Origin of the sequence: Mycobacterium arosiense ATCC BAA-1401 = DSM 45069, from assembly GCF_002086125.1 — a bacterium.
Classification (GTDB): Bacteria; Actinomycetota; Actinomycetes; order Mycobacteriales; family Mycobacteriaceae; genus Mycobacterium; species Mycobacterium arosiense.
The window spans coordinates 27,501-48,651 of sequence record NZ_MVHG01000024.1; the positions used below are offsets into that span (position 1 = coordinate 27,501).

The window sequence follows — 21,151 nt, forward strand, 5'->3', positions numbered from 1 at the left end:
ATGCGCTTCACCATCACCCACCCGATGCACAGCCATCCGTACAACCCGGAGCTGGTGAGTGGGGACGGGATCGGCAAGGTGGCCGCCGCGACCGAGGCGGCCGGGATTCACGGTTTCGGCTTCACCGACCATCCGGCGCCCTCGCAGCGGTGGCTTCAGGCCGGCGGGCACGACGCGTTGGATCCTTTTGTTGCTTTGGGTTTCGCGGCGGCGACGACGTCCACGCTGCGGCTGATTCCCAACATCGTGGTGCTGCCGTACCGGAACCCGTTCGTGGTGGCCAAGTCCGGCGCCACGCTGGATCTGCTCTCCGGTGGGCGGTTCACGCTCGCGGTGGGTGTGGGTTATCTCAAGCGCGAGTTCGCGGCGCTGGGGGTGAGCTACGACGAGCGTGCCGAGCTGTTCGAGGAGTCGCTGCAGGTGATCCGGGCCATCTGGACCGGCGACGATATCTCCTTTGAGGGCAAGCATTTCAGCGCGCGCGGCATCACCGCACATCCCCGCCCGGTCAGCGATCCGCACCCGCCGATCTGGATCGGGGGAAACACGTCGTCGTCACGGCAGCGGGTGGCGCAGTACGGCGACGGGTGGTGCCCATTCCCCGCGCCGCCACAGCTGGCCCAAACGGCCGGCACGGCCGTCATCGACTCCGTGCAGAAGCTTGCCGACGGCATCGACGATCTGCGGCGCAGATGCGATGCGGCGCAGCGGGATTGGTCGGCGGTCGACATCACGTTCACCAACTTCGAGGGCGGCAGCCCCGCAGCCGACGACTTCAACGCCGACGCCTACCTCGAGGGCTTGGACAAACTGGCGAAGCTGGGCGTGACGTGGGTCAGCATTCACCTGCCCGGTGACAGCATGACGCACGCGCTCGAAACGCTCGACCGGTTCCGCACCCTTGTCGTCGACGCGGCCTAGTCGGACTGAAGGCGTCAGATGGACTTCTCTCGCGTGGTGCTCTCGCCCGAGGATCAAGACTTCTATGATCAGTTCCGGGAGTTCATCACTGAACACGTCACCGATGAAGTGCGGCGGCGTGACCGTGAGACCGGTGAAAACTTCAGTGAGCCCGTGCATTTGGCGTTGGGCGACGCGGGTTATCTGACCTTGGATTGGAAGCTGGAGTCCGAAGGCGGTTTCGATCCGGTGCGCCGGCGAATCTTCCACCTCGAGATCGGTCGTGCCCACACCCCGTGGTTTCACTGGGGCACGACGGCGGTCGTCGCGCGGTTGGTCAAGCAATTCGGGGCGCCCGAACTCGCCGACGCGATTTTGCCGGGCGTGCTGTCCGGGCAGATCCGGCTCTGCCTGGGCTACACCGAGCCCGAGGGCGGTTCCGACGTCGCCACCTGCAAGACCCGGGCCGTGCGCGACGCGGACGGATCGAGCTGGGTCATCAACGGCTCCAAGATGTTCACCTCGAACGCGCAAAACGCCCAGTACGTCTTCCTGCTCACCAACACCGATCCGCAGGGACCAAAACACAGAAACCTCACCATGTTCCTGGTGCCGCTGGATTCGGAAGGCATCGAGATCCAGGGCATCCGCACGCTCGACGGTGACCGCACCAACATCGTGTATTACAGCGACGTGCGGGTCGACGACCTCTACCGGATCGGTGAGGTCAACGGCGGCTGGACGGTGATGCGGTTTGCCCTCGACGCCGAACATGGCATTACCGAGACGCAAAACCATGGCCTGCAGAACATTTCGATGCTGTCGGAGCACGGCCACCTGATGGCCGAGGCGGCCGATGGAGCCGCTGCGATCCTGTCGACATCCGATGCGGCCGGCCGGCGCCCGATCGATGACGAGGCGGTCAAATACCGGCTGGGGCGCAGCATGGCCCGCATCGAGGCGGCCATGTCGACCCCCGGGATGTACGGGCGCGTGGCGCTCATTCAAACCATGCGTGAGGTATCCCAGGAACTGATGGACCTGCTGGGGACGGCATCGGCTTTGCCCACCGACACAACGGGTTCGGCGGACGACGGTGCCATCGAATTCATCTTTCGGCACGCCGTGCCCGCCGGGATCTACGGCGGCACCATGGAGGTGTTCCGCAACATGATCGCCCAGCACGAGCTGGGGCTCGGGCGCCCTAGCTACGGGCGCTGACCGGCAGTTCGGCCGTCACCTCGACGCGGGTCTCGTCGAAACTCAGGAACCCCTTGATGGGCAGGCTTTCCGGCGGCGGACCGGGGTAGCTCCAGGCGACGTCCGGCACGACATGGTCGCCCAAGGCGAACGACCAATACGTCGCGAAGCCCTTGTAGTTGCAGTAGCTCTCCGTCTCGGAGCGCCGCAGCAGATCGGTGCGAACGTGGGCCGGATCGACGTAGAGCCGCGGGGCCAGCGCGGTCTCGAAGACGATCACCGTGTCGTCGGTGTCCACTAGCGTGGTGCCCTCGACGCGCACGCGCAGGCGCCGTTGGGTCGGACGGCAATCGACGCGGTGATAGGGGTTAAGCGGGTAGTGCACGAGCCTGCGCCCCTCTTCCAGCCAGGTGTCAACCGCGTCCCAGGGCACCTGGACGAAACCGGGCGCCTCGGGTTCGGGCTCGCTCGGTAGGTCGCCGACGTCGTCGGCGGGGAAGGCATAGCTCAGTGGCCGGCCCCGCCGGTGCACCATCAGCGCCCGCTCGGTGTCGATCACCACCCGCCCGTCCTTGACGGCCTGCACCCGCCGCGGATGCGGTTCGACGTAGACGACGTCGTCGGGGATCGCGGGCGAGAAGCGTCCCGCGGGATCGCTGCTGAGCGGGCCCCGCCCGGCCACCAGAGTCATGTGTCCAAGCCTATAAGCCGTCGAGCGTGGTGCCTATGGGCCGAATTGGGGCAGTTCCTGCGCATAGGGCCCACACTCGGCGCTTAGGGTAAACCCATGGCGGGACCGGTAGCAGGCGTCAAGGTCGTCGAACTCGGGGTCTGGGTGGCCGGGCCGGCCGCCGGCGGCATCCTGGCGGACTGGGGCGCCGACGTGATCAAGATCGAGCCGCCGACGGGTGATCCGGCGCGAATGTTCGGCCGCATGCTGGGCTGCGACCTGGGCCTAAACCCACCGTTCGAGATGGACAACCGGTCCAAGCGCAGCGTCGTACTGGATCTGGGCACCGACGCGGGCCGCGACACCGCCTTCGAATTGCTTTCCGACGCAGACGTTTTCCTGACCAACGTGCGCCCCGGCGCGCTGCGGCGTCTCGGGCTGGGCTTCGAGTCGGTGGCGGCGGCCAACCCCCGCCTGGTCTACGGGCTCATTACCGGATACGGCGACGCCGGGCCCGACGCCGACCGCGCCGCCTTCGACGTGGCCGCCTTCTGGTCCCGGGCCGGGGTGGCGCACCTGCTCACCCGGCCGGGCGACACGCCCCCGTTTCAGCGCGGCGGCATGGGCGACCACTCCGCCGGGATGACGATGGCCGCGGCGGTGTGCGCGGCGCTGCTCGCGCGGGAACGCACCGGGACGGGCCAACTGGTGACGACCTCGCTGTACCGGCAGGGCGCCTACACCGTGAGCTTCGACCTCAACACCTATCTGATGAGCGGGCAGCCGATCGCGATCGGACAGCGCGAAACGATGGGCAACCCCTGCATGAACAACTACGCCGCCTCCGACGGGCGGCGGTTCTGGATCGTCGGCCTGGAGCCCGAGCGGCACTGGCCGGCGCTGTGCCGCGCGGTGGGCCGCCCCGAGTGGCGCGACGACCCGCGCTTCGCCGATGCCCGGTCCCGCGCGGCGAACTCGGCAGCGCTGATCGCCGCGCTGGATGAAATCTTCGCGACGCGGTCGCTCGACGAGTGGGCGCAGGTGTTCGTCGGCGAACCGGATTTCTTCTGGTCGCCGATCAACACTTTGGACGACGTCGTCGCCGACGAGCAGTTCCACGCCGCGGGCGGAATCGTTTATGTGCCCGGCGGCACTGACGAACAAGCCGCCGTGCCGATGGTCGCCACGCCGGCGGACTTCCACGGGACTCCCTGGGCACCGCGTTCTGCGGCACCGGAACTCGGGCAGCACACCGAGGAAGTCCTGGCCGACCTCGAAGCGCGCCGCGGTTCCTGACGGGCGGACCGGAGCTTTACAAGTATCGCCGGAAGTGTCACGCTGTCCGGTGAGCCTTGTCGCCCGGTGCGATGCGGCTTCAGCCCATGGGAAAGCCCATGACAAGCGCGTGAGATCCGCCGGCGGGCCGCGGCGGGTGGTGGTGAGGAATGGATCGATGGTCGCTCCGACGTTCGACATGAAGACCAGCGCTGCGAAAGCAACCCGCGCGAACGGCGAGGGTCTGCGGTATCGACTCGACGTGGTGGCGGCCAGCGCCGTCGATGTCGTGCAATCGGCGGGCGGCTGGCTTTACGACCGGGCGATGGCCGGTTGGGAGGTGACCGTGCTGCTCCCGCGTGGCTGCGACACCCGCTCGCTGCGGATCCTCGGGGTGCGGGCAGCAGACCTCGAGCCGGAGCTCGCCGGGCTGGGGGCGGGCTCGACGAGCCTGGCCGTTGGCGCCGAGGCGTTTGCCGCCGACGCGCGGGTACGTGCCGTGGTGCTCGAGTCGCTGGACAACCGGCTGACCGAGGTCGCGCTGTGGGGCGACGGGTGGCCCCTGGGCGTGGACCGTGCGACCATCCGGGCGCAGCATCTGCTCAGCGGTGCTGCCCGGATGTTCAAGGGCTATGCGCTTGCGGCCGCGGGCATTTCGGCTCCGACGGTCGGCGCCACCGAGGCGCTGCTGTGCGACGTGGGATCTGGCTTCGACTCAGATCTGATCCGGCTCGACTAGGCCATGAAGAAGCATTTTCGACACACGCTGCTCTACCTGCACGAGACGATTTCGCTGGGCTCCGGGAGAAGTGACCGGTTCACCGAGACCTTCACCGACATCTACCAACCGGTGATGGAACAGCTCGGCGCCCGGCTGTTCGCGATCTGGGAATCCACTCCGTACAACGGCCATTGGCCGCAGGCGACGATCATCTGGGAAATCGACGGATTCGCCGATTACGCCAGGATCGGCGCCGCGCAGGCCCGCGGTGGCAGCCACGAGGCCGCGTCGGGTAAGTGGGCGGCATTCCTGGCCGACATCGGCGCCTCGGGCGAGGGCCGCATCATGTACGCCGGGCCCAGTAACAAGACGCTCGCCCAGCTGCGTGAGGCCAATTTCACCGCGCCGCTGGTGATTCAAGAGATCATGCAGACCAAACCGGGCCGCCAGGACGACTACATCCGCGAACTGGAGCGGCTCTACGTTCCGTGGTCGGAGCGCACCGGTAAGCGCTGGCTCGGTTCGTTCACCACGACCTTCCGCTACAACGAAGTCATCCACTACTGGGCGCTGGACGGCGGCTGGGACTGCTTCGCCGAGCACTACCCGTCCTGGAAAGAGAGCCCGCCCGCCGAGATCGTCACCTGGATGAGCGTGGCCCCCGCATTGCGCGACGGCTGGGAGGATTCCATCCTGCAGGCCCTACCGCCATCCCCGCTGCAGTGACGAGGCAACGAAACTTGGTGGAAGCCAAGGACTTCAGCTACGATCCCTTCGACGCAGCGGTGATGGCGAACCCGTTGCCGTACTACCGGATCCTGCGCGACCACCACCCGGTGTACTACATGCCGCAGTGGGACACCTTCGCGCTGTCGCGTTTCGAGGACATCTGGACGGTGCTGGAAATCAACAACGGGACCTTCGTCGCTTCGGAAGGGACGCTGCCGCCGGCATCGGTTCTGGCGCAACACAACAGCGGCCCGGTCGACGACCCGCCCCTGCACCCGCTGCCGTTTCACGCCATGTTCGACGCCGACCTGTACGGCGAGATCCGGCGGACCCACTCCCGGCCGTTTCGGCCGCGGGCGGTCACGGACCTCGAGGGCCGCATCCGCGCGCTGGCCAACGAGCGCCTCGACGCCCTGTTACCGGGCGGGTCGTTCGACCTGACCCAGGACTACGGCGGCATCGTCGTGGCCGCCATTGTCTGCGAATTGTGCGGTATCCCAGCCGATCTCGCGCCGCGAGTCCTCGCCACGGTCAACGCCGGCAGCCTCGCCCAGCCCGGCGAAGGAGTGGACACCGGGCAGGCGCGGCCCAACTATTTCGAATACCTGCTGCCCGCCGTCGCGCGCCGCCGCGCCGATTCGTCCGGCGGACCGCTCGACGTCGTCGATGGCCTGCTCGGCTATCGCCTGCCCGACGACAGCGCGCTCGACGATGTGGAAGTCGCGACCCAGATGCTGTGCATCTTCATCGGGGGAACCGAGACGGTGCCCAAGATCGTCGCCCACGGCCTCTGGGAGCTGCGCCGCTGGCCGGACCAGCTGGCCGCCGTGCGCGCCGACCTCGAGAACAACGTCCTCGTCGCGCGCGACGAGATGATCCGGTTCTGCGCGCCGGCGCAGTGGTTCGCGCGAACGGTGCGCAAGCCCTACGAGATTCACGGCGCGACCCTGAAGCCGGGCCAGCGCGTCATCACCCTGCTCGCGTCGGCCAACCGCGACGAGCGCGAGTACCCCGAGCCCGACGAATTCATCTGGGATCGGCCCATCCGCCGCTCGCTGGCGTTCGGCCGGGGCCAGCACTTCTGCATCGGATATCACCTGGCGCGACTGGAAGTGGCTGTGCTGCTACAGGAATGGCTCCGCCGGGTCCCCGACTACGCGATCACCAGTGAAGCCGCCACCCGGCTGCCGTCCAGCTTTCAATGGGGCTGGAACAACATCCCGGTGCAGGTCTGACGTGTGGTCCTACCGGATCGTCGCCCCGTACCTGTTCGAGCGCACCACGATTCACGACAAGACACCCGACGGCCTGGCCGACGGACAGGTGCTGCTGCGGTTTTCGGCCGCGGGCGTCTGCGGCAGCGATCTGCCCGCCTTTCGCGGCGCCAAGGGCCGGATCCCGGGTGACGACGGCCGAAGCGGCCCCGAAAAGGACGGCTTTCCCATCCACGAGGTAGCCGGCGAGGTGATCGCCAGCCGGCATCCCGCACACCGTCCCGGCGATCATGTGGTCGGCTGGGCGTCCGGCTTCGACGGCTTGATGGAATGCATCGTCAGCAACGGCGACGGGCTGGCGCCGTACGACCCCGCGCTGACCCCCGCCCAGGCGGTGGGGCTGCAACCCCTGGCCTGTGTCATATACGCCTGCGAACAGCTCGGCGACCTAGCCGGCCGGCACGTCGCGATCATCGGCCAGGGTTCGATCGGCCTGTTGTTCTCCTACGTCGCCAAGGCGGTGGGTGCGCGGCGCGTCACCGGGATCGATCCGATCGACCGCCGCGATCTGGCAACGGCGTTCGGGGTCGACGACCCGGTGCGCGCCACCAGTGACCGGTGGGTGAGCCAGCTCGGTCCCGCCGACCGCGCCGATGTCGTCATCGAGGCCGTCGGGCACCAGGTCGCCACCCTGACCCATGCGATCGACGCCGCCGCCCCCGGCGGCACCGTGTTCTACTTCGGCGTGGCCGACGACGAGATGTATCCGATCAACATGCGGGTGATGCTGCGCAACAACCTGACGCTGAAATCCGGTGTGACGCAGGACCGCCGGCGGATGCTGGAACTCGCGGGCAAGTTCGCGGCCGAACACCCATGGCTGTTGGGGGCCTACCTCACCCACGCGTTCGGCATCGACGAGGTGCAGGACGCCTTCGACCTGGCCTGCCGGCCGGATCCCGAACGTGTCAAGATTGCGATCGCCGAATGAGCCGACCATGACGCACGCTTCGCCGAGCAATCTGCAGCTGGCGCTGGGCCGCACGACCCCGATATTCGGCGGCTGGGTTACCGGCCCGACGGCCCTTGGCCCCGAGGAATTCGCCCGCGCCGGCTACGATTACGTCGGCTTCGATGCCCAACACGGTTATCTCGATGACGCCGGCATCGCCGAAACATTGCGCCGCACCGAGCACCTCCCGGTGGGAACCGTGGTGCGCCTGCCCAACGCCGACGCCGCACCGATCGGGCGGGTGCTGGACGCCGGCGCGGACGCCGTCGTCATCGCGATGATCGAATCGGCGGATCAGGCCGCCGCGGCGGTGGCCGCCGTCCGCTATCCGCCCAGGGGCGTGCGCAGCTTCGGCCCGCTGCGCGCCGGCCTGGGGCACGACCCCGCCGCCCACGAGTCGCGCGTCAGCGTGTTCGCGATGATCGAGACCGCGGCGGCGCTGTCCGGCATCCACGAGATCTGCGCCGTCGACGGCCTCACCGGGATCTATGTGGGCCCGGCCGATCTGGCCATCTCACTGGGCGCCGGTGTCGTTGGTGCCACCCGGGACCCGGACGTGTTGGACGCGATAAAGCGCATCCACCGGGCGGCGTCCGAGGCGGGCCTGGTCACCGGCATTCACGCCGGGGACGGCAAGACGGGCCACGCCATGGCGCAGTTGGGGTTCGGAATGATCACCCTGGCCGCCGAGTCGCAAGCGCTGCGGCGCGGGGCCGCCGAGCACCTGCGCGAGGCGACGCAATGACGCACGACGACCACGCCCTGATCCGTGAGCTGCTGGCCGGCTACGCTCTCGCGCTTGACGCCGGCGACTTCGACGGTTGCGTCGAGCTTTTCGCGCCCGACGGCGAATTTCTGGTCTACGGCACGACCTTTGCCGGTCGCGACGCGATCGCGGGAATGTTCCGCGACGCGGCCCGCGGCCTGCACCTGACCGGAAGCGCGCGGATCGAGGTCGACGGTGAAGTCGCCACCGCACGATCGCAGGTGCTGTTCGTCCGCGCCGGCGACCTGCAACTGCGGCCCGCGCTCTACGACGACGAGTTGACCCGCATCGGCGGGCGGTGGCGCTTCACGCGGCGCCGCTGCCGCTTCATCACCAGCGCCGGACTGGCCGACAGCCCCGAGGTGAGCCGAGCATGAACCAACGCGTCGCACTGGTGACCGGCGCCGCCGGTGGGCAGGGCTGGGCCATCGCCAAACGCCTTCGCGACAGGGGCTTCTCGGTCGCCGCGTGCGACCGGCGGGCCGACGAACTGCGCGCGGCGGTCGGCGACGCGGGCGACGACGGCGTGTTCGCCGTCGAGCTCGACGTCACCTCACCCGCGCAGTGGGACTCCGCCGTCGCGGAGGTCGTCGGCCGGTTCGGGTCGTTGAGCACGCTGGTCAATTGCGCCGGCGCGCTGCACCGGGCGTCGTTGGCCGACGAGACGGCCGAAGGATTCGAAAACGCTTGGCGCGTCAACTGTTTGGGCCCGTTCCTCGGGATGCGCGCAGCGCTGGACCACCTCCGCGAGGCGCCGAACGCGTCCGTCATCAACATCTGCAGCACCGGCGCCATCCGCCCCTTCCCGCAACACGCCGCGTATGGGTCATCGAAGTGGGCGCTGCGCGGCCTGACCCAGACCGTCGCGGCCGAACTCGCACCCGCCGGCATCCGGGTCAACGCCGTATTTCCCGGACCGATCGCCACGTCGATGCTCGACGAGGTCACCCAGACGCGGCTGGCCGCGGCGTCGATGTTCGGGCGGATCGGCGAGGCCGGTGAAGTCGCCGACGCAGTGGCCTTCTTGGTCTCCGATGAGGCCTCGTTCATCACCGGTTCCGAACTGGTCATCGACGGTGGCCAAGGCCTGCAGATTCGATGAGCGACACCTCGATCGGCATCATCGGCGCCGGGCCCGGTGGCCTGGCGCTGGCAATCATGCTGTCACGAGCCGGGTTTGACAACTTCGCCATCTTCGACCGGGAAGACGGCGGCGGGGGAACCCGACGCGGCATTGTCGAGGCTAGCGGTTTATCAGAGACGCACCGAGGACAGGTTGCGGGCTGAACCTGTCGTTTGATAGAAATTAGCCCGACAGCGTTATTGAATGGGGGTTCCCGTGATCGCTGAAGCGAGCAGCTCAAATACCGCCACCACGGCTGGAGCCCGGGACCACGCACGAGCCCAACACGGGCGATCTGCGCAGTACATGCGGCACGTGCCCCCGGCTAGCAGCCCGACCGCTCCCGATGACGTGCCCGCCGAGCGTCTGGTCTGGTCGGAGACCGTGGCGCCGGGCGGGTACACGACCGCCGAATTGGCTCGCGGCACACGCATCCGACTGTCCGATCCAGACGGCAATGCCTGCGCGAGCCTATTGCTACACCGCGCCGGCGCCACCCATGAACGGCTCAACATCGCTGACACGGTCAAAGTGCCGTGGCAGGCCTATGTCACCACCGGGCACCCGTTGTTGAGCGGTTTCGGTCGGGTGCTGGCGACGGTCGTCGCCGACACTTCCGGGGCCCACGACGCCCTCACCGGAACCACGACGCTGGCGGGGAACGTGGAGAAGTATGGGGCGGGCACGCCCGAGTCGCCATCCCCGGCCGGACGACAGCTTCTTCTGCTGGGGGCACTCAAGCACGGTCTAGGCCAACGCGATCTGCCACCCTCACTCTCGTTCTTCCAGGGGGTCCGCGTGAAGCCCGACGGCACTTTTCAGTGGCAGGGGTCAAAAGGCCCGGGTACTCACATCGACCTCCTGTTGCATGTCGACTGCATCGTTCTGCTCGTCAACACAGCCCACCCGCTGGATCCCCGGCCCGAATTCACTTGCTCTCCCTTACGAATTCACGCCTGGCCCGCCGCAGGCGAACTTGACCTGCTGTTCGCCGGCGAACTGGTCGGACCGCTCGGTCCCGAACACCGCCAAGCCATCGCGAATACCAACGCCGACCTTGCAGCCCGAGGAGTCCTGTGACTATCGCCGCGGCCGCCCTCGTTCCCGGGGCCGTGATCCTCGACCAGACCGTCGCCGCACGCGCATCGTGGTCCGCGGTGGTCGCCGCCGGGGACGTATTGACGATCGTCGACCTCTGCGGCAACCAGGCCGTCGACTGTCTGCTCTACTCGGCGGCGGACACCTCGGTCCGCTACTCCGCGCCGGAGACCATCAGGCGGCAGGGCCGTATCACCCTGACCACCGGGTCAGTGCTGCGCGCCGACACCGGGATGGCGTTGATGACCGTCGTCGACGACGAAGTCGGAGCGCACGACACGCTGGGCGGTGCCTGCTCGAAGGAATCCAATACGCTGCGCTACGGTCCGCACACCTGGGCCCAGCACGGATGCAAAGAGAATTTCCTGATCGAAGGCGCCCGCCACGGCCTCAGCGCGCGAGACCTGTCAAGCAACATCAACTGGTTCATGAACGTGCCCGTCGACCCCGACGGCGCGTTGGGGATCGTCGATGGGCTGTCCGCGCCGGGCAAGCGAATCGCGCTCCGCGCCGACATAGACACGCTGGTCCTGGTGTCGAACTGTCCGCAGATCAACAACCCCTGCAACGGGTTCGAACCCACCCCGATCCAGATGCTCGTGACCCGGCCGGCCCAGACGGGCGGCACATGAACCCGCTCGACACGGTCCTGGTCGCCAATCGCGGGGAGATAGCCGTTCGGCTGCTGCGCTCGGCGCGGCAGCTCGGCCTCCGCACGGTGGCGGTGTTCTCCGATGCCGACCGCGGGGCGCCCCACGTCCGGTTGGCCGACGAAGCGGTACGCCTGGGGCCGGCCGCGCCGAGCGAAAGCTATCTGCGGGTCGACGCGGTCCTGGAGGCAGCAGCGGCGACCGGCGCCGGCATGATCCACCCGGGTTACGGATTCCTCTCCGAGAACGCCGAATTCGCCACTGCTGTCGAACAGGCCGGCATCGCATTCGTCGGCCCGACCCCCCAACAGCTGCGCGTGTTCGGGAGCAAGCACACGGCGCGCGAGGCCGCAGTCGCTGCCGGTGTGCCCGTGTCCCCCGGCTCCGCTTTGCTGGACAGCGCCGCGGCCGCGATCAGTGCGGCTGAGGACATCGGCTATCCGGTGATGCTCAAGGCCACCGGCGGCGGCGGCGGGATCGGTATGCAGGTCTGCCGGAATGCCCAGGAGCTGCGCTCCGCGTTCGAGCGCGTTGCTCGCCTGGCCGAGCGCAGCTTCGGCTCGGCGGGCGTCTTCGTCGAACGGTTCATCGACCACGCGCGCCACCTCGAGGTGCAGATCTTCGGCGACGGCACCGGTCGGGTGTTGTCGCTTGGCGACCGCGACTGCTCACTGCAGCGCCGTAACCAAAAGGTGATCGAGGAGGCGCCCGCACCGGCACTTCCGGACGAGTTACGCAAGCGCCTGCACTCGTCGTCGCGCGCCTTGGCCGCGTCTGTGGGTTACCGGTCAGCGGGCACCATCGAATTCGTCTACGACCCGAAACGCCGCCAGGCGTCGTTCCTCGAGGTGAACGCGCGCCTGCAGGTGGAGCACCCGGTAACCGAAGCGATCACCGGAATTGATTTGGCGGCGTGGATGTTTCGGCTGGCGCGCGGCGATCGGGACATGGTAGCCGGGCGCCTGGCGCCGGGTGTCAGCACTGGCGCGGTGCCCGTTACGGGCAATGCGGTGGAGGTGCGCGTATACGCTGAGGACCCCGCGCGGGACTACCGACCGAGCACGGGAACGCTGACCGCCGTGAGGTTCCCCGACCGACTCGACGACGGATCCAGTGTGCGCGTCGACACTTGGGTTGAAGACGGCACCGAGATTTCGGCGTCCTACGATCCGCTGCTCGCCAAGGTCATCACCGAAGGGCCGAGCCGGGACTTGGCATTCGACCGACTAAGCCTCGCGCTGGACGCCACGGTCATACACGGCATCGAGGTCAATATCGGGGCCGCGTGCGCCGCACTGAATTACCCCGACGTGCGCGAGGCCCGCCACAGCACCGCCACATTGGCCGGCATCAAGGATCCACGCCCTCGGATCACCGTCGAACGCCCCGGCTTGCTGACCACCGTCCAGGACCTGCCCGGAAGGGTGGGTAAATGGGATGTCGGCGTACCGCCGAGCGGGCCGATGGACGACCTGTCGTTCCGGCTAGGCAACCGCGCGCTCGGCAATGACGTCGGGGCTGCCGGGCTCGAGTGCACCTCGTCGGGCCCGGCGCTGCACGTGACCCATTCGACCACGGTCTGCGTCACCGGGGCCGAGTGCCCGGTCACGGTCAACGGGGTGGCCGTTCCGATGTGGGAGCCGGTCGAGATCCCGGCGGGCGGCCTGCTCGACGTCGGCGCCGCCGAGACGACAGGATTGCGCACCTACGTGCTCGTCGCCGGCGGGCTCGACGTGCCGGCTTATCTGGGCAGCGCGTCGACTTTCACGCTGGGACGATTCGGCGGCCACGGCGGACGACAGCTGGTGGTCGGTGATGTCCTGCGCGTCAACGTTTCCGGCGTTCGCGCGCCCGCCGCGCCGGTACCGGCCGAGGAACGGCCGACGATGCGGTCGGATTGGGAACTCGCCGTCACCGAGGGACCACACGGCGCGCCCGAGTTCTTCACTGCGGCCGACATCGACACCTTGTTCAGCTCGCGCTACCGCGTGCATTTCAACTCCGCCCGCACCGGGGTGCGGCTGGAAGGCCCGAAGCCGCAATGGGCGCGGTCCGACGGCGGAGAGGCCGGACTGCACCCGTCCAATATCCACGACAATGCGTATTCGGTCGGCTCGCTTGACTTCACGGGCGACACCCCGATCCTGCTGGGTCCGGATGGCCCAAGCCTGGGCGGCTTCGTATGTCCCGTCACCGTCACCTCGGCCGACCGGTGGAAACTGGGCCAGCTACGCCCGGGCGATACCGTGCGTTTCGTGCCGGTGCGCGCCGCCGACGTGCCGTCGCGCACCGAGCTGGGCGTCGCTCGTCGGGCGGCGTGGTCTGTCCCGCGGACCGGTGGCGACGGCGACCACGGCGTGCTTGCCCGCCGCACCGATCACGGTGTGCCGTCGGTCACCTACCGCCGCAGCGGCGACGACAATGTCCTGGTCGAATACGGCGACATCGTCTTGGATCTCGCGCTGCGGGTGCGCGTCCATGCCCTGCACCAACGGCTCGCGGAGGAACTGCGCGAAGGCCGGGTATCCGGAATCGTGGATCTGACACCAGGGATTCGCTCGCTGCAGGTGCATGTCGACCCCGACGTGCTGCCGATCAATCGGCTGCTGGGACTGCTCAACGAAATCGAGGACGCCCTGCCCGCGACCGCGGACGTGGTGGTACCCAGTAGGTCGGTGAGACTGCCGCTCAGCTGGGACGACCCGGCCACTCGCGAGGGCATCGCGCGCTACATGTCGGGCGTGCGTGATGACGCGCCCTGGTGCCCGTCCAACATCGAATTCATCAGGCGGGTCAACGGTTTGGCGTCGCAGGACGATGTCAGAGACATTGTGTACGCGGCCGAGTACCTGACCCTGGGGCTCGGCGACGTATACCTCGGCGCGCCGGTGGCGACGCCGTTGGATCCCCGCCATCGGCTTGTCACCACCAAGTACAACCCGGCGCGCACGTGGACCGCGGAGAACTCCGTCGGCATCGGTGGGGCATACCTGTGCATCTACGGAATGGAGGGCCCCGGCGGCTACCAGTTAGTCGGACGGACCACGCAGGTGTGGAGCCGATACAACCACACGGCACCGTTTGAGCCCGAAACACCTTGGCTGCTAAGGTTTTTTGACCGGATCAGCTGGTACCCGGTATCGCCCGAAGAATTGCTGGACCTCCGCGCCGACCTCGCCGCGGGCCGCGGCTCGGTGGTTATTACCCCCGGCACGTTCTCGCTTGCCGACCACGAACGGTTCCTGGCCGACAACGCCGCTTCGATCGCCGACTTCCGGGCCACCCAGACCGCGGCGTTCGCAGCCGAACGCGCGGCATGGTCGGCTGCGGGGGAGTTCGATCGCGCGGAGCGGGCCGAATCCAGGGCTGTCGCGGTTACGGCCGACCTGGTGCTCGACGACGGCGAACAGCGGGTAGACGCGCCGTTCGCATCCAGCGTGTGGAAGGTTGACGTTGAAGTGGGCGAGCACGTGGTGGCGGGCCAGCCGCTGCTCGCGCTCGAGGCCATGAAGATGGAGACCGTGATCGCGGCGCCGTCCGATGGCGTCGTCACCCGGCTGCTGGTTGAGGCAGGCAACCAGGTCAAACCCGGCACGCCGTTGGCGGTGGTGCGGACGCAGTCCCCGCCGTCTGCAGACCTCGACCTCGCCGAGGCGTCCGCGTGAAAGCCGTCGAACGCGTGCGCGCCGCGTATGCGGCAATCGAAGCGGTTGACCGCCCGGAGATCTGGATTTTCCTGCGCCCCATGGCCGATGCGCTGGCCGAAGCCGCCGCCGTCGATGCTCAGGTCGCTGCGGGCGCTGATTTGCAGCTGGCCGGCCTCGTCGCGGCGGTGAAGAACAACATCGATGTCGCGGGTCTGCCGACCACGGCGGCGTGTCCCGGCTACGCGACGGCGCCCGCGTTCGCCGATGCCGTCGTCGTCGCGCGGTTGCGGGCGGCGGGTGCCGTCGTTCTCGGTGCGACCAATCTCGACCAGTTCGCGACCGGCCTGGTCGGAACTCGCAGCCCCTACGGCGCGGTGCGCGATGCTCGCCGCCCCGACTACATCTCGGGCGGCTCAAGTTCCGGGTCGGCCGTTGCGGTCGCGCTCGGCCTCGTCGACATCGGTGTGGGCACCGACACTGCGGGGTCGGGTCGTGTGCCGGCCGCGCTACAGGGTGTCGTCGGCATTAAGCCGACTGTCGGCGTGGTTCCGACGAACGGCGTTGTCCCGGCATGCCGCTCCTACGACTGCGTCACGGTGTTCGCGCGCGACATCGACACGGCCGACGCCGCGATGGGGGTGATGGCTGGAGGGGCGCGCCCGTTCCCACCGGACGCGCCGCTGGCCGCGCCCCCGAACCCGACTGTGGCAATCCCGCGTGAACTGCCCGGGCTGTCCAAGCCATGGCGGTTCGCGTTCCGCGACGCATGTGATCGTCTTGCCGCGACCGGCGTCCGACTACAAGAGATCGACCTCGACCCGTTCCTCGACGCCGCGCGTCTGCTCTACGGTGGCGGCCTGGTCGCCGAACGGCACGAAGCCGTCGGGGCGTTCGTCGACACGCACCCCGCCGAGGTCGACCCGACGGTCGGACAAATCGTGTCGGCTGCGGGTCAGGTGTCGGCAACCCGTCTGCTGGCCGACCGCGTGCGGGTGCACGAGCTGACTACGATCGCACTAGCGGCGCTGGGAGATAGCGATGCGCTGCTGATCCCGACCACCACCGGGCACCCCACGATCGAGGAGGTCGTAGCTGACCCCGTCGGCGCCAACTCAGCGCTGGGCACCTACACCAACTTCTGCAACCTCATGGACCTGTGCGCGGTCGCGGTGCCCTCCGGGACCGCGGACGGCTCGCAGTTCGGCGTCACCGTGGTCGCGCGAATGGGAGCTGACGCTGTCGCGCTGGACCTGGCCCGCGCGGTCACCGCGCCCACACCAGGGGTGGCCAGGCCGGGCGCGGTTTCTCGCGGGGTTTCGCCGGACGGCGCTGCGCCCGCGCCATGGCCGACTCGGACCGGGCTGGCAGCGACCAAGCTTTTCGTCGTGGGCGCACACCTGCGAGGCCAGCCGCTCGCGCATCAGCTCACCGACCGTGGCGCCCGATGGGTGGGACACGCTGTGACCGCGCCGTTGTACCGGCTCGCGCGTCTGAACACTTCGCCACCCAAGCCTGGACTGGCTAAGGTCGGCGCCGACACCGGCGTAGCAATCCGCGGTGAAGTATGGCTGGTGGGTACCGCGATGCTAGGCGGTTTTTTGGCGAGCCTGCCCGCACCCATGACTTTGGGCGCAGTCACCCTGTCTGACGAGACCGAGGTGGTCGGATTCGGCTGCGGCCTCGATGCCTGGCAGGCAGGCGAAGACATCTCGAGTCACGGAGACTGGCCGAGCTATTTGCGGTCACTGGAACAGCCGACTACCGACACTGCACCCGTTGCCGGTGTTGTGCCGGGCTAAGGAGTCACCGATTGGTCAGCTTGGTAACGCTGCAGCTCAGCGAGGCTGCGTATGCGTAATGTCGGGATGGCACTGTCCGGAATGCCGACCACTCGCAGGCAGGCATCGGCGACGTGGGCCGGTAGGTCGGACCGCTCGGGGCCGGGGGGCGATGACCACACGCTCACCAGCGATTCGACCAGCCGGAACGGGAGGTCGGCGGCCGCTGGGTGGATACCGGTCTCCGCAACGATGGCCCGGCCATCTGCCAGGTATTGCTGCCGCAGCCGCTCTCGGTCGGACCAAAACGGCTCGACACCGGCACCGCGGGACTCCGGCATGAGGTACAGGGCGCCGAGATTCCACCGACTCGACAGCAGTTGTCTGCCGTCGAACAGTGCCAGAGCATGCAAATGCTCACCGGCAGTCAGGGCAGGCTGGGCGCTGAGCAGATGCGAAATGAACGACAACGTCGGGTTGACCGTCTGGCTCAACAGCGCGCGCAGGATTTCTTCCTTGGTCTTGAAATAGTGATACAGCGAAGCCTGCCGTATTCCGACCGCATCCGCGATGGCGCGCGTCGACGTACCCGCGTAGCCCGTGGTCGTGAACAACTCGCCGGCAGCGTCGAGGATTTCATCGCGCGCAGTGATCCCGTGGCGCCGCTTATCGCTGAACCGGGGGCGTCCGGCCCGGGTCACAGCCGCGTACCCATCGTGGACCATGATGGCGGAAACCATCGCACCATATGTTCCTGTCTAACGGCGGAGCTAAAGACTATCCCATTGACGATTGCGTGCCAGGCCAACCGGTACGTCGGCGCCGACCGATTGAGCCGGCAACCTTCCGCGATCGGTGACGACGGTTCGGCCCCGAGACAGAGTTGGGCAGGTTTGTCCTGCGGCACTGTTCGGGCGGAACCAAAATCACCGCGTCGGCAATGGATTATGTGCGCGAGGTATGACTGAGACAGAATCCTTTCAATTTTGTGGAATGTTCCCTTGAAGGTTAAGACGAGGGTTGCTGCACAGGAACTACGCACATAGTTGTGCGTATTTTTGACGCTTCGGGATATGGCCGATATTGGCGGCATCGAAGGTGTTCGATGGATTGAGCTGATCCGCTCGGTTCGCACCCAGTCGTAGTGGTGGTCCGGTGCGGCATCTGGGCCACTGACAGTTCTGCTATTCAGCGTAAAGACGTTGCAGGATAAGAAAATTCCGCGCAGGTCGCAAGCTCCAACACCGCTCGACTCAGGCCCTGGTTACACCTGCGCCGCCGTGATCGCGCCACAGAAGTGCGATGTAGAACAAGAAAATTTTCCTGACGCCGAATGGGCGCATGACGAGGTAAAGGAGCGCCGTCTGTTAGAGATATATCAAGATTTGCCAGCTGATTTCCAGTAATCAATCAGCACCGTCGCAGAGACGTAATCCATTCTTGTAGTCGGTTCGCCGATGTCGGCATCTACCGCGGCCACTGTCCGTGAGCCGATGGTGGTGTCTCTAAACGTGCGCTGAGCCATCTACGAGTGCATGCGGGTGGACGGGCGATGTCTGGGACGACTGGTTCGACAGGGGTTTAGCGAAATGGATTTTGCGGCGTTGCCGCCTGAGGTCAATTCGGCGCGGATGTATGCCGGCGCGGGCGTGGGCTCAATGGTCGCCGCCACGGCCGCCTGGGATGCGTTGGCTGCTGAGCTGAGTTCAACGGCGGCCTCTTATAGGGCGGTGTTGTCGGAGCTGACGAGCGGCTCGTGGGTGGGTCCATCGTCAGGGGCGATGGTGGCGGCGGTGGCTCCGTATGTGACATGGATGGACACCACCGCCGCGCAGGCCCAAGAGGCAGCCGCCCAACTCACGTCGGCGATGGCCGCCTACGAGGCGGCCTTCGCCGCGACGGTGCCTCCGGCACAGATCGAGGTCAACCGCGCGCTGTTGGCCTCACTCGTGGCGACCAACGTCCTCGGGCAGAACACTCCGGCGATCGCGACCACCGAGGCGCAGTACTCCGAGATGTGGGCCCAAGACACCGCGGCCATGTACGGCTACGCCAGCGCCTCGGCGGCGGCCACCAGATTGACCGCATTCACGACGCCGCCACAGACCACCAACCCGTCGGGCAAGGCGATGCAGGCCACTTCCGTCAACCAGGCCGCCGCTTCCTCGGCAGGCCCGAGCACGCAATCCGCACTCTCGGTCGTGCCGAACACGCTGCAAAACCTTTCGTCGACACCAATCGCCACTTCATCGAACCTGGATCCGGCGCTGGGAAGCCTGTTCGACCCACCAGCCGGCAGCCCCACAGGCCTCAACGAGCTCACGCAGAACATCGGCAACTGGGCGTTGGTCATCAGTGGCCCCTTGTTCACGGCCTCAGGTATCACTCCCCTGCTGGGCGGGCTCTACGGGCTGGCATTGCCGACGGCGGCAGCGGTCGCCGGGGACGTGTCACCGGCGGACGCGGGGCTGGGGACCCTGGTGAGTTCGCCAGGCGGGACGGGTGTACCGAGCAATGCCGGTGTCTCGGCGAGCCTGGGCGGGTCGTCCGCCGTCGGCAAGCTGTCGGTGCCACAAACGTGGGCGCAGGGCCCGGCCGTTCGGCTTGCCGCCGGCGCATCACCCTTGCCGGCCGCCGAACTCGGTGGTGTGCCACCGGCCGAGGCGGCAAGCCCCGGCTTCTTCGGTGGCCTTCCCCCGGTAGGCAGCGTGGTCAACGCACCCAGGGATGAGCAGTCCCGCACCGGCTCCGGATCGAGCCCGCGCGTCGTCCCGGCAATGCCTGGCGAGCAGGGCGCTGACGAGGGTGCCGCGACCCGGCCCGCGGCGGCTCCACAAAAGACCCGCAAGCACATCGCCAGCGCATTGAGCGAACGTGAGCGCGACGAGCTCGAAAAGCTGCGCAAGGAGATCGCCGAGGTGGCGACCGAACGCGACGCGGCGGCCCGCCTGATCAAGGAGGCCATGCTATGACCGCGCCCTTGGATTTCGGAGGCCTGCCACCCGAAGTCAATTCCACGCGGATGTATGCAGGTGCGGGGTCGCAGCCGTGGGTTGCGGCCGCGGCGGCCTGGGAGAAATTGGCGGTCGAATTGAGTTCGGCGGCAACGTCGTATCGAACGGTGACGTCGCAACTTGCGGCTGACCCGTGGGTGGGCCCGTCCTCGGGGGCGATGGTGGCGGCGGTGGCCCCCTATGTGGCCTGGATGAACACCACCGCCGCGCAAGCCCGGCAGGCGGCCAGCCAGCTCACGTCGGCGGTGGCTGCCTACGAGACGGCCTTTGCTGCCACGGTGCCCCCGGCGCAGATCGAGGTCAACCGCGCGCTGCTGTCGTCGTTGGTGTCTACTAATGCTTTTGGGCAGAACACGCCGGCGATCGCGGCCACCGAGGCGCAGTACTCGGAGATGTGGGCTCAAGACGCCGCAGCCATGTACGGCTACGCGAGCTCCTCGGCGGCGGCCACGAGGTTGACGCCGTTCACCTCACCGCCGCAGACCACCAACTCGACGGCAAATACGAATCAGACCACGGCGGTCAACAGGGCTGCCGCGTCAGCAACCGGCCAGAGTACCCAGTCGGCGTTGTCCAGTGTGCCCAGCCTGCTGCAGAACGCGACGGCGGGTCCGGCCTCCGGGGCGTCCGGAGGGACTTCGGGGTCGGGTTCTTTGCTGGATCTTTTCAACAACTTCAGCGAGAACACCGTCGGCTATCAGATCCTGTCCGAGGGCCTCAACTTCGATGCCTCCGGTGCCCTGTTGACCATGGCACCGCCGGTCGCCGCGGCCTGGAACCCGCTGGTCAATTCGCTTTCTGCGCCATCGGCCGCGGCGGCAGGTCTTGCCGGAGCGGGCAGCTCCGGGTCGGCTCTGGTGAATACCGGCTCGGGTGCGGGCCCGGGCGTTCCGGGGATGTCGGCGGGAGTGGGCGAGGCGGCGTCGGTCGGCAAGCTGTCGGTGCCGCAGTCCTGGGGCACACCGCCGGCGATTCGGCTGGCTGCCACGGCAACCGCGTTGCCCAGCGCCGGGCTCGAGGGCGTCCCGCAGGCCGGGGCGGTGACACCGTCCGGCGGCATGCCCTCGATGGGTCCGATGGCCAGCGTCGTCAACGCACCGCGCGGCGATCAGGGCCGCATCCGAGCAGGCGCACGCCACAAGGTGATTCCGGGACTGGCCCCCGAGACCGGCATGCACGACGACCCCGCGGGCCGATGGGTCAAGTCGAGCGCCGATGCGGACGAAGACGCCGCCGTGAGCGAACGCGATGAGCTCAAACAACTGCGCAAGGCGATCGCCGACGTACGTCGGCAACGAGACGTTCTGAAGCGCACGGCCGCGAAGTTGATCAAGGAGGCGACGAACAAATAACA

19 protein-coding genes and 1 pseudogene are annotated in these 21,151 nt (G+C 67.7%); 18 read left to right on the forward strand and 2 right to left on the reverse strand.

From position 1 onward, the window contains the following. Positions 1 to 921: an LLM class F420-dependent oxidoreductase gene (locus tag BST14_RS12300; protein ID WP_083064756.1), complete on the forward strand. Its 921-nt coding sequence runs from the start codon at positions 1 to 3 to the stop codon at positions 919 to 921. Positions 922 to 939: 18 nt separating this feature from the next. Next, positions 940 to 2,121: an acyl-CoA dehydrogenase family protein gene (locus BST14_RS12305; protein WP_083064757.1), complete on the forward strand. Its 1,182-nt coding sequence runs from the start codon at positions 940 to 942 to the stop codon at positions 2,119 to 2,121. Here the strand turns inward: BST14_RS12305 and BST14_RS12310 are convergent. Next, positions 2,105 to 2,791, reverse strand: a complete 687-nt coding sequence (locus BST14_RS12310; protein WP_083064758.1) for a DUF427 domain-containing protein — start codon at positions 2,789 to 2,791, stop codon at positions 2,105 to 2,107. The two genes, BST14_RS12305 and BST14_RS12310, sit on opposite strands and share 17 nt — an antisense overlap. 96 nt (positions 2,792 to 2,887) lie before the next feature. Between BST14_RS12310 and BST14_RS12315 the strand changes: the two genes are divergently transcribed. The 13 genes and pseudogenes from BST14_RS12315 (at position 2,888) to atzF (ending at position 16,804) form a co-directional block, all read left to right on the forward strand. Continuing rightward, positions 2,888 to 4,066 carry a CaiB/BaiF CoA transferase family protein gene (locus BST14_RS12315; protein WP_083064759.1) on the forward strand — a complete coding sequence of 393 codons (1,179 nt, stop codon included), beginning with the start codon at positions 2,888 to 2,890 and terminating at the stop codon, positions 4,064 to 4,066. A gap of 157 nt (positions 4,067 to 4,223) precedes the next feature. Beyond that, on the forward strand, positions 4,224 to 4,784 hold the full coding sequence (locus BST14_RS12320; RefSeq protein ID WP_062888166.1) for a hypothetical protein: 561 nt from the start codon (positions 4,224 to 4,226) through the stop codon (positions 4,782 to 4,784). A gap of 3 nt (positions 4,785 to 4,787) precedes the next feature. Next, positions 4,788 to 5,492 (forward strand): hypothetical protein, encoded by a 705-nt coding sequence (locus BST14_RS12325; RefSeq protein ID WP_062888164.1) that lies wholly within the window; start codon positions 4,788 to 4,790, stop codon positions 5,490 to 5,492. A 62-nt stretch (positions 5,493 to 5,554) separates the two neighbouring features. Continuing rightward, on the forward strand, positions 5,555 to 6,730 hold the full coding sequence (locus tag BST14_RS12330; protein WP_062888172.1) for a cytochrome P450: 1,176 nt from the start codon (positions 5,555 to 5,557) through the stop codon (positions 6,728 to 6,730). Position 6,731: 1 nt separating this feature from the next. After that, positions 6,732 to 7,700 (forward strand): zinc-binding dehydrogenase, encoded by a 969-nt coding sequence (locus BST14_RS12335; protein WP_062888162.1) that lies wholly within the window; start codon positions 6,732 to 6,734, stop codon positions 7,698 to 7,700. Positions 7,701 to 7,707: 7 nt separating this feature from the next. Beyond that, on the forward strand, positions 7,708 to 8,466 hold the full coding sequence (locus tag BST14_RS12340) for an HpcH/HpaI aldolase family protein (RefSeq protein ID WP_062888160.1): 759 nt from the start codon (positions 7,708 to 7,710) through the stop codon (positions 8,464 to 8,466). After that, positions 8,463 to 8,864: a nuclear transport factor 2 family protein gene (locus tag BST14_RS12345; protein ID WP_062888158.1), complete on the forward strand. Its 402-nt coding sequence runs from the start codon at positions 8,463 to 8,465 to the stop codon at positions 8,862 to 8,864. The genes BST14_RS12340 and BST14_RS12345 overlap by 4 nt, the downstream gene beginning before the upstream one ends. After that, complete coding sequence (locus tag BST14_RS12350) at positions 8,861 to 9,589, forward strand: SDR family NAD(P)-dependent oxidoreductase (RefSeq protein ID WP_062888156.1); 729 nt, start codon at positions 8,861 to 8,863, stop codon at positions 9,587 to 9,589. Before BST14_RS12345 ends, BST14_RS12350 begins: the two co-directional genes overlap by 4 nt. After that, positions 9,586 to 9,717 (forward strand): annotated as a pseudogene (locus BST14_RS12355) (NAD(P)-binding protein); the annotation flags it as partial. The gene BST14_RS12350 and the pseudogene BST14_RS12355, both read left to right, overlap by 4 nt. A gap of 97 nt (positions 9,718 to 9,814) precedes the next feature. Further along, complete coding sequence (locus tag BST14_RS12360; protein WP_062888153.1) at positions 9,815 to 10,690, forward strand: urea amidolyase associated protein UAAP1; 876 nt, start codon at positions 9,815 to 9,817, stop codon at positions 10,688 to 10,690. Beyond that, positions 10,687 to 11,340: an urea amidolyase associated protein UAAP2 gene (locus BST14_RS12365; RefSeq protein ID WP_062888152.1), complete on the forward strand. Its 654-nt coding sequence runs from the start codon at positions 10,687 to 10,689 to the stop codon at positions 11,338 to 11,340. The genes BST14_RS12360 and BST14_RS12365 overlap by 4 nt, the downstream gene beginning before the upstream one ends. Further along, the gene (gene uca, locus BST14_RS12370) at positions 11,337 to 15,023 is read left to right on the forward strand and encodes an urea carboxylase (protein WP_062888150.1); all 3,687 of its coding nucleotides are present in this window, start codon (positions 11,337 to 11,339) and stop codon (positions 15,021 to 15,023) included. The genes BST14_RS12365 and uca overlap by 4 nt, the downstream gene beginning before the upstream one ends. Next, on the forward strand, positions 15,020 to 16,804 hold the full coding sequence (atzF, locus tag BST14_RS12375) for an allophanate hydrolase (RefSeq protein WP_062888148.1): 1,785 nt from the start codon (positions 15,020 to 15,022) through the stop codon (positions 16,802 to 16,804). Before uca ends, atzF begins: the two co-directional genes overlap by 4 nt. On the opposite strand, the gene BST14_RS12380 is transcribed toward atzF, so the two are convergent. Continuing rightward, positions 16,801 to 17,523, reverse strand: coding sequence for a TetR/AcrR family transcriptional regulator (locus tag BST14_RS12380; RefSeq protein WP_231103001.1), 723 nt, complete (start codon positions 17,521 to 17,523; stop codon positions 16,801 to 16,803). The genes atzF and BST14_RS12380 overlap by 4 nt on opposite strands. 462 nt (positions 17,524 to 17,985) lie before the next feature. Between BST14_RS12380 and BST14_RS29500 the strand changes: the two genes are divergently transcribed. The 3 genes from BST14_RS29500 to BST14_RS31420 all read left to right on the forward strand — a co-directional run bounded on the left by BST14_RS29500 (position 17,986) and on the right by BST14_RS31420 (position 21,149). Then, entirely contained in the window at positions 17,986 to 18,189 is a 204-nt protein-coding gene (locus tag BST14_RS29500; protein WP_142279379.1) for a hypothetical protein, read from the forward strand. A 183-nt stretch (positions 18,190 to 18,372) separates the two neighbouring features. Next, positions 18,373 to 19,755, forward strand: coding sequence for a PPE family protein (locus tag BST14_RS12385; protein WP_081248234.1), 1,383 nt, complete (start codon positions 18,373 to 18,375; stop codon positions 19,753 to 19,755). Further along, positions 19,752 to 21,149 (forward strand): PPE family protein, encoded by a 1,398-nt coding sequence (locus tag BST14_RS31420; protein WP_083064760.1) that lies wholly within the window; start codon positions 19,752 to 19,754, stop codon positions 21,147 to 21,149. Before BST14_RS12385 ends, BST14_RS31420 begins: the two co-directional genes overlap by 4 nt. The last annotated feature ends 2 nt before the right edge of the window (positions 21,150 to 21,151 follow it).

Coding starts and splice junctions, on each gene's coding strand:
- BST14_RS12310 (WP_083064758.1), bottom strand. CDS start 2,791: ATGACTCTGGTGGCCGGGCGGGGCCCGCTCAGCAGCGATCCCGCGGGA.
- BST14_RS12300 (WP_083064756.1), top strand. CDS start 1: ATGCGCTTCACCATCACCCACCCGATGCACAGCCATCCGTACAACCCG.
- BST14_RS12360 (WP_062888153.1), top strand. CDS start 9,815: ATGGGGGTTCCCGTGATCGCTGAAGCGAGCAGCTCAAATACCGCCACC.
- BST14_RS12380 (WP_231103001.1), bottom strand. CDS start 17,523: ATGGTTTCCGCCATCATGGTCCACGATGGGTACGCGGCTGTGACCCGG.
- BST14_RS12345 (WP_062888158.1), top strand. CDS start 8,463: ATGACGCACGACGACCACGCCCTGATCCGTGAGCTGCTGGCCGGCTAC.
- BST14_RS12325 (WP_062888164.1), top strand. CDS start 4,788: ATGAAGAAGCATTTTCGACACACGCTGCTCTACCTGCACGAGACGATT.
- BST14_RS12315 (WP_083064759.1), top strand. CDS start 2,888: ATGGCGGGACCGGTAGCAGGCGTCAAGGTCGTCGAACTCGGGGTCTGG.
- BST14_RS12330 (WP_062888172.1), top strand. CDS start 5,555: ATGGCGAACCCGTTGCCGTACTACCGGATCCTGCGCGACCACCACCCG.
- BST14_RS12305 (WP_083064757.1), top strand. CDS start 940: ATGGACTTCTCTCGCGTGGTGCTCTCGCCCGAGGATCAAGACTTCTAT.
- BST14_RS12385 (WP_081248234.1), top strand. CDS start 18,373: ATGGATTTTGCGGCGTTGCCGCCTGAGGTCAATTCGGCGCGGATGTAT.
- BST14_RS12320 (WP_062888166.1), top strand. CDS start 4,224: ATGGTCGCTCCGACGTTCGACATGAAGACCAGCGCTGCGAAAGCAACC.
- BST14_RS31420 (WP_083064760.1), top strand. CDS start 19,752: ATGACCGCGCCCTTGGATTTCGGAGGCCTGCCACCCGAAGTCAATTCC.
- uca (WP_062888150.1), top strand. CDS start 11,337: ATGAACCCGCTCGACACGGTCCTGGTCGCCAATCGCGGGGAGATAGCC.
- BST14_RS12350 (WP_062888156.1), top strand. CDS start 8,861: ATGAACCAACGCGTCGCACTGGTGACCGGCGCCGCCGGTGGGCAGGGC.
- BST14_RS12340 (WP_062888160.1), top strand. CDS start 7,708: ATGACGCACGCTTCGCCGAGCAATCTGCAGCTGGCGCTGGGCCGCACG.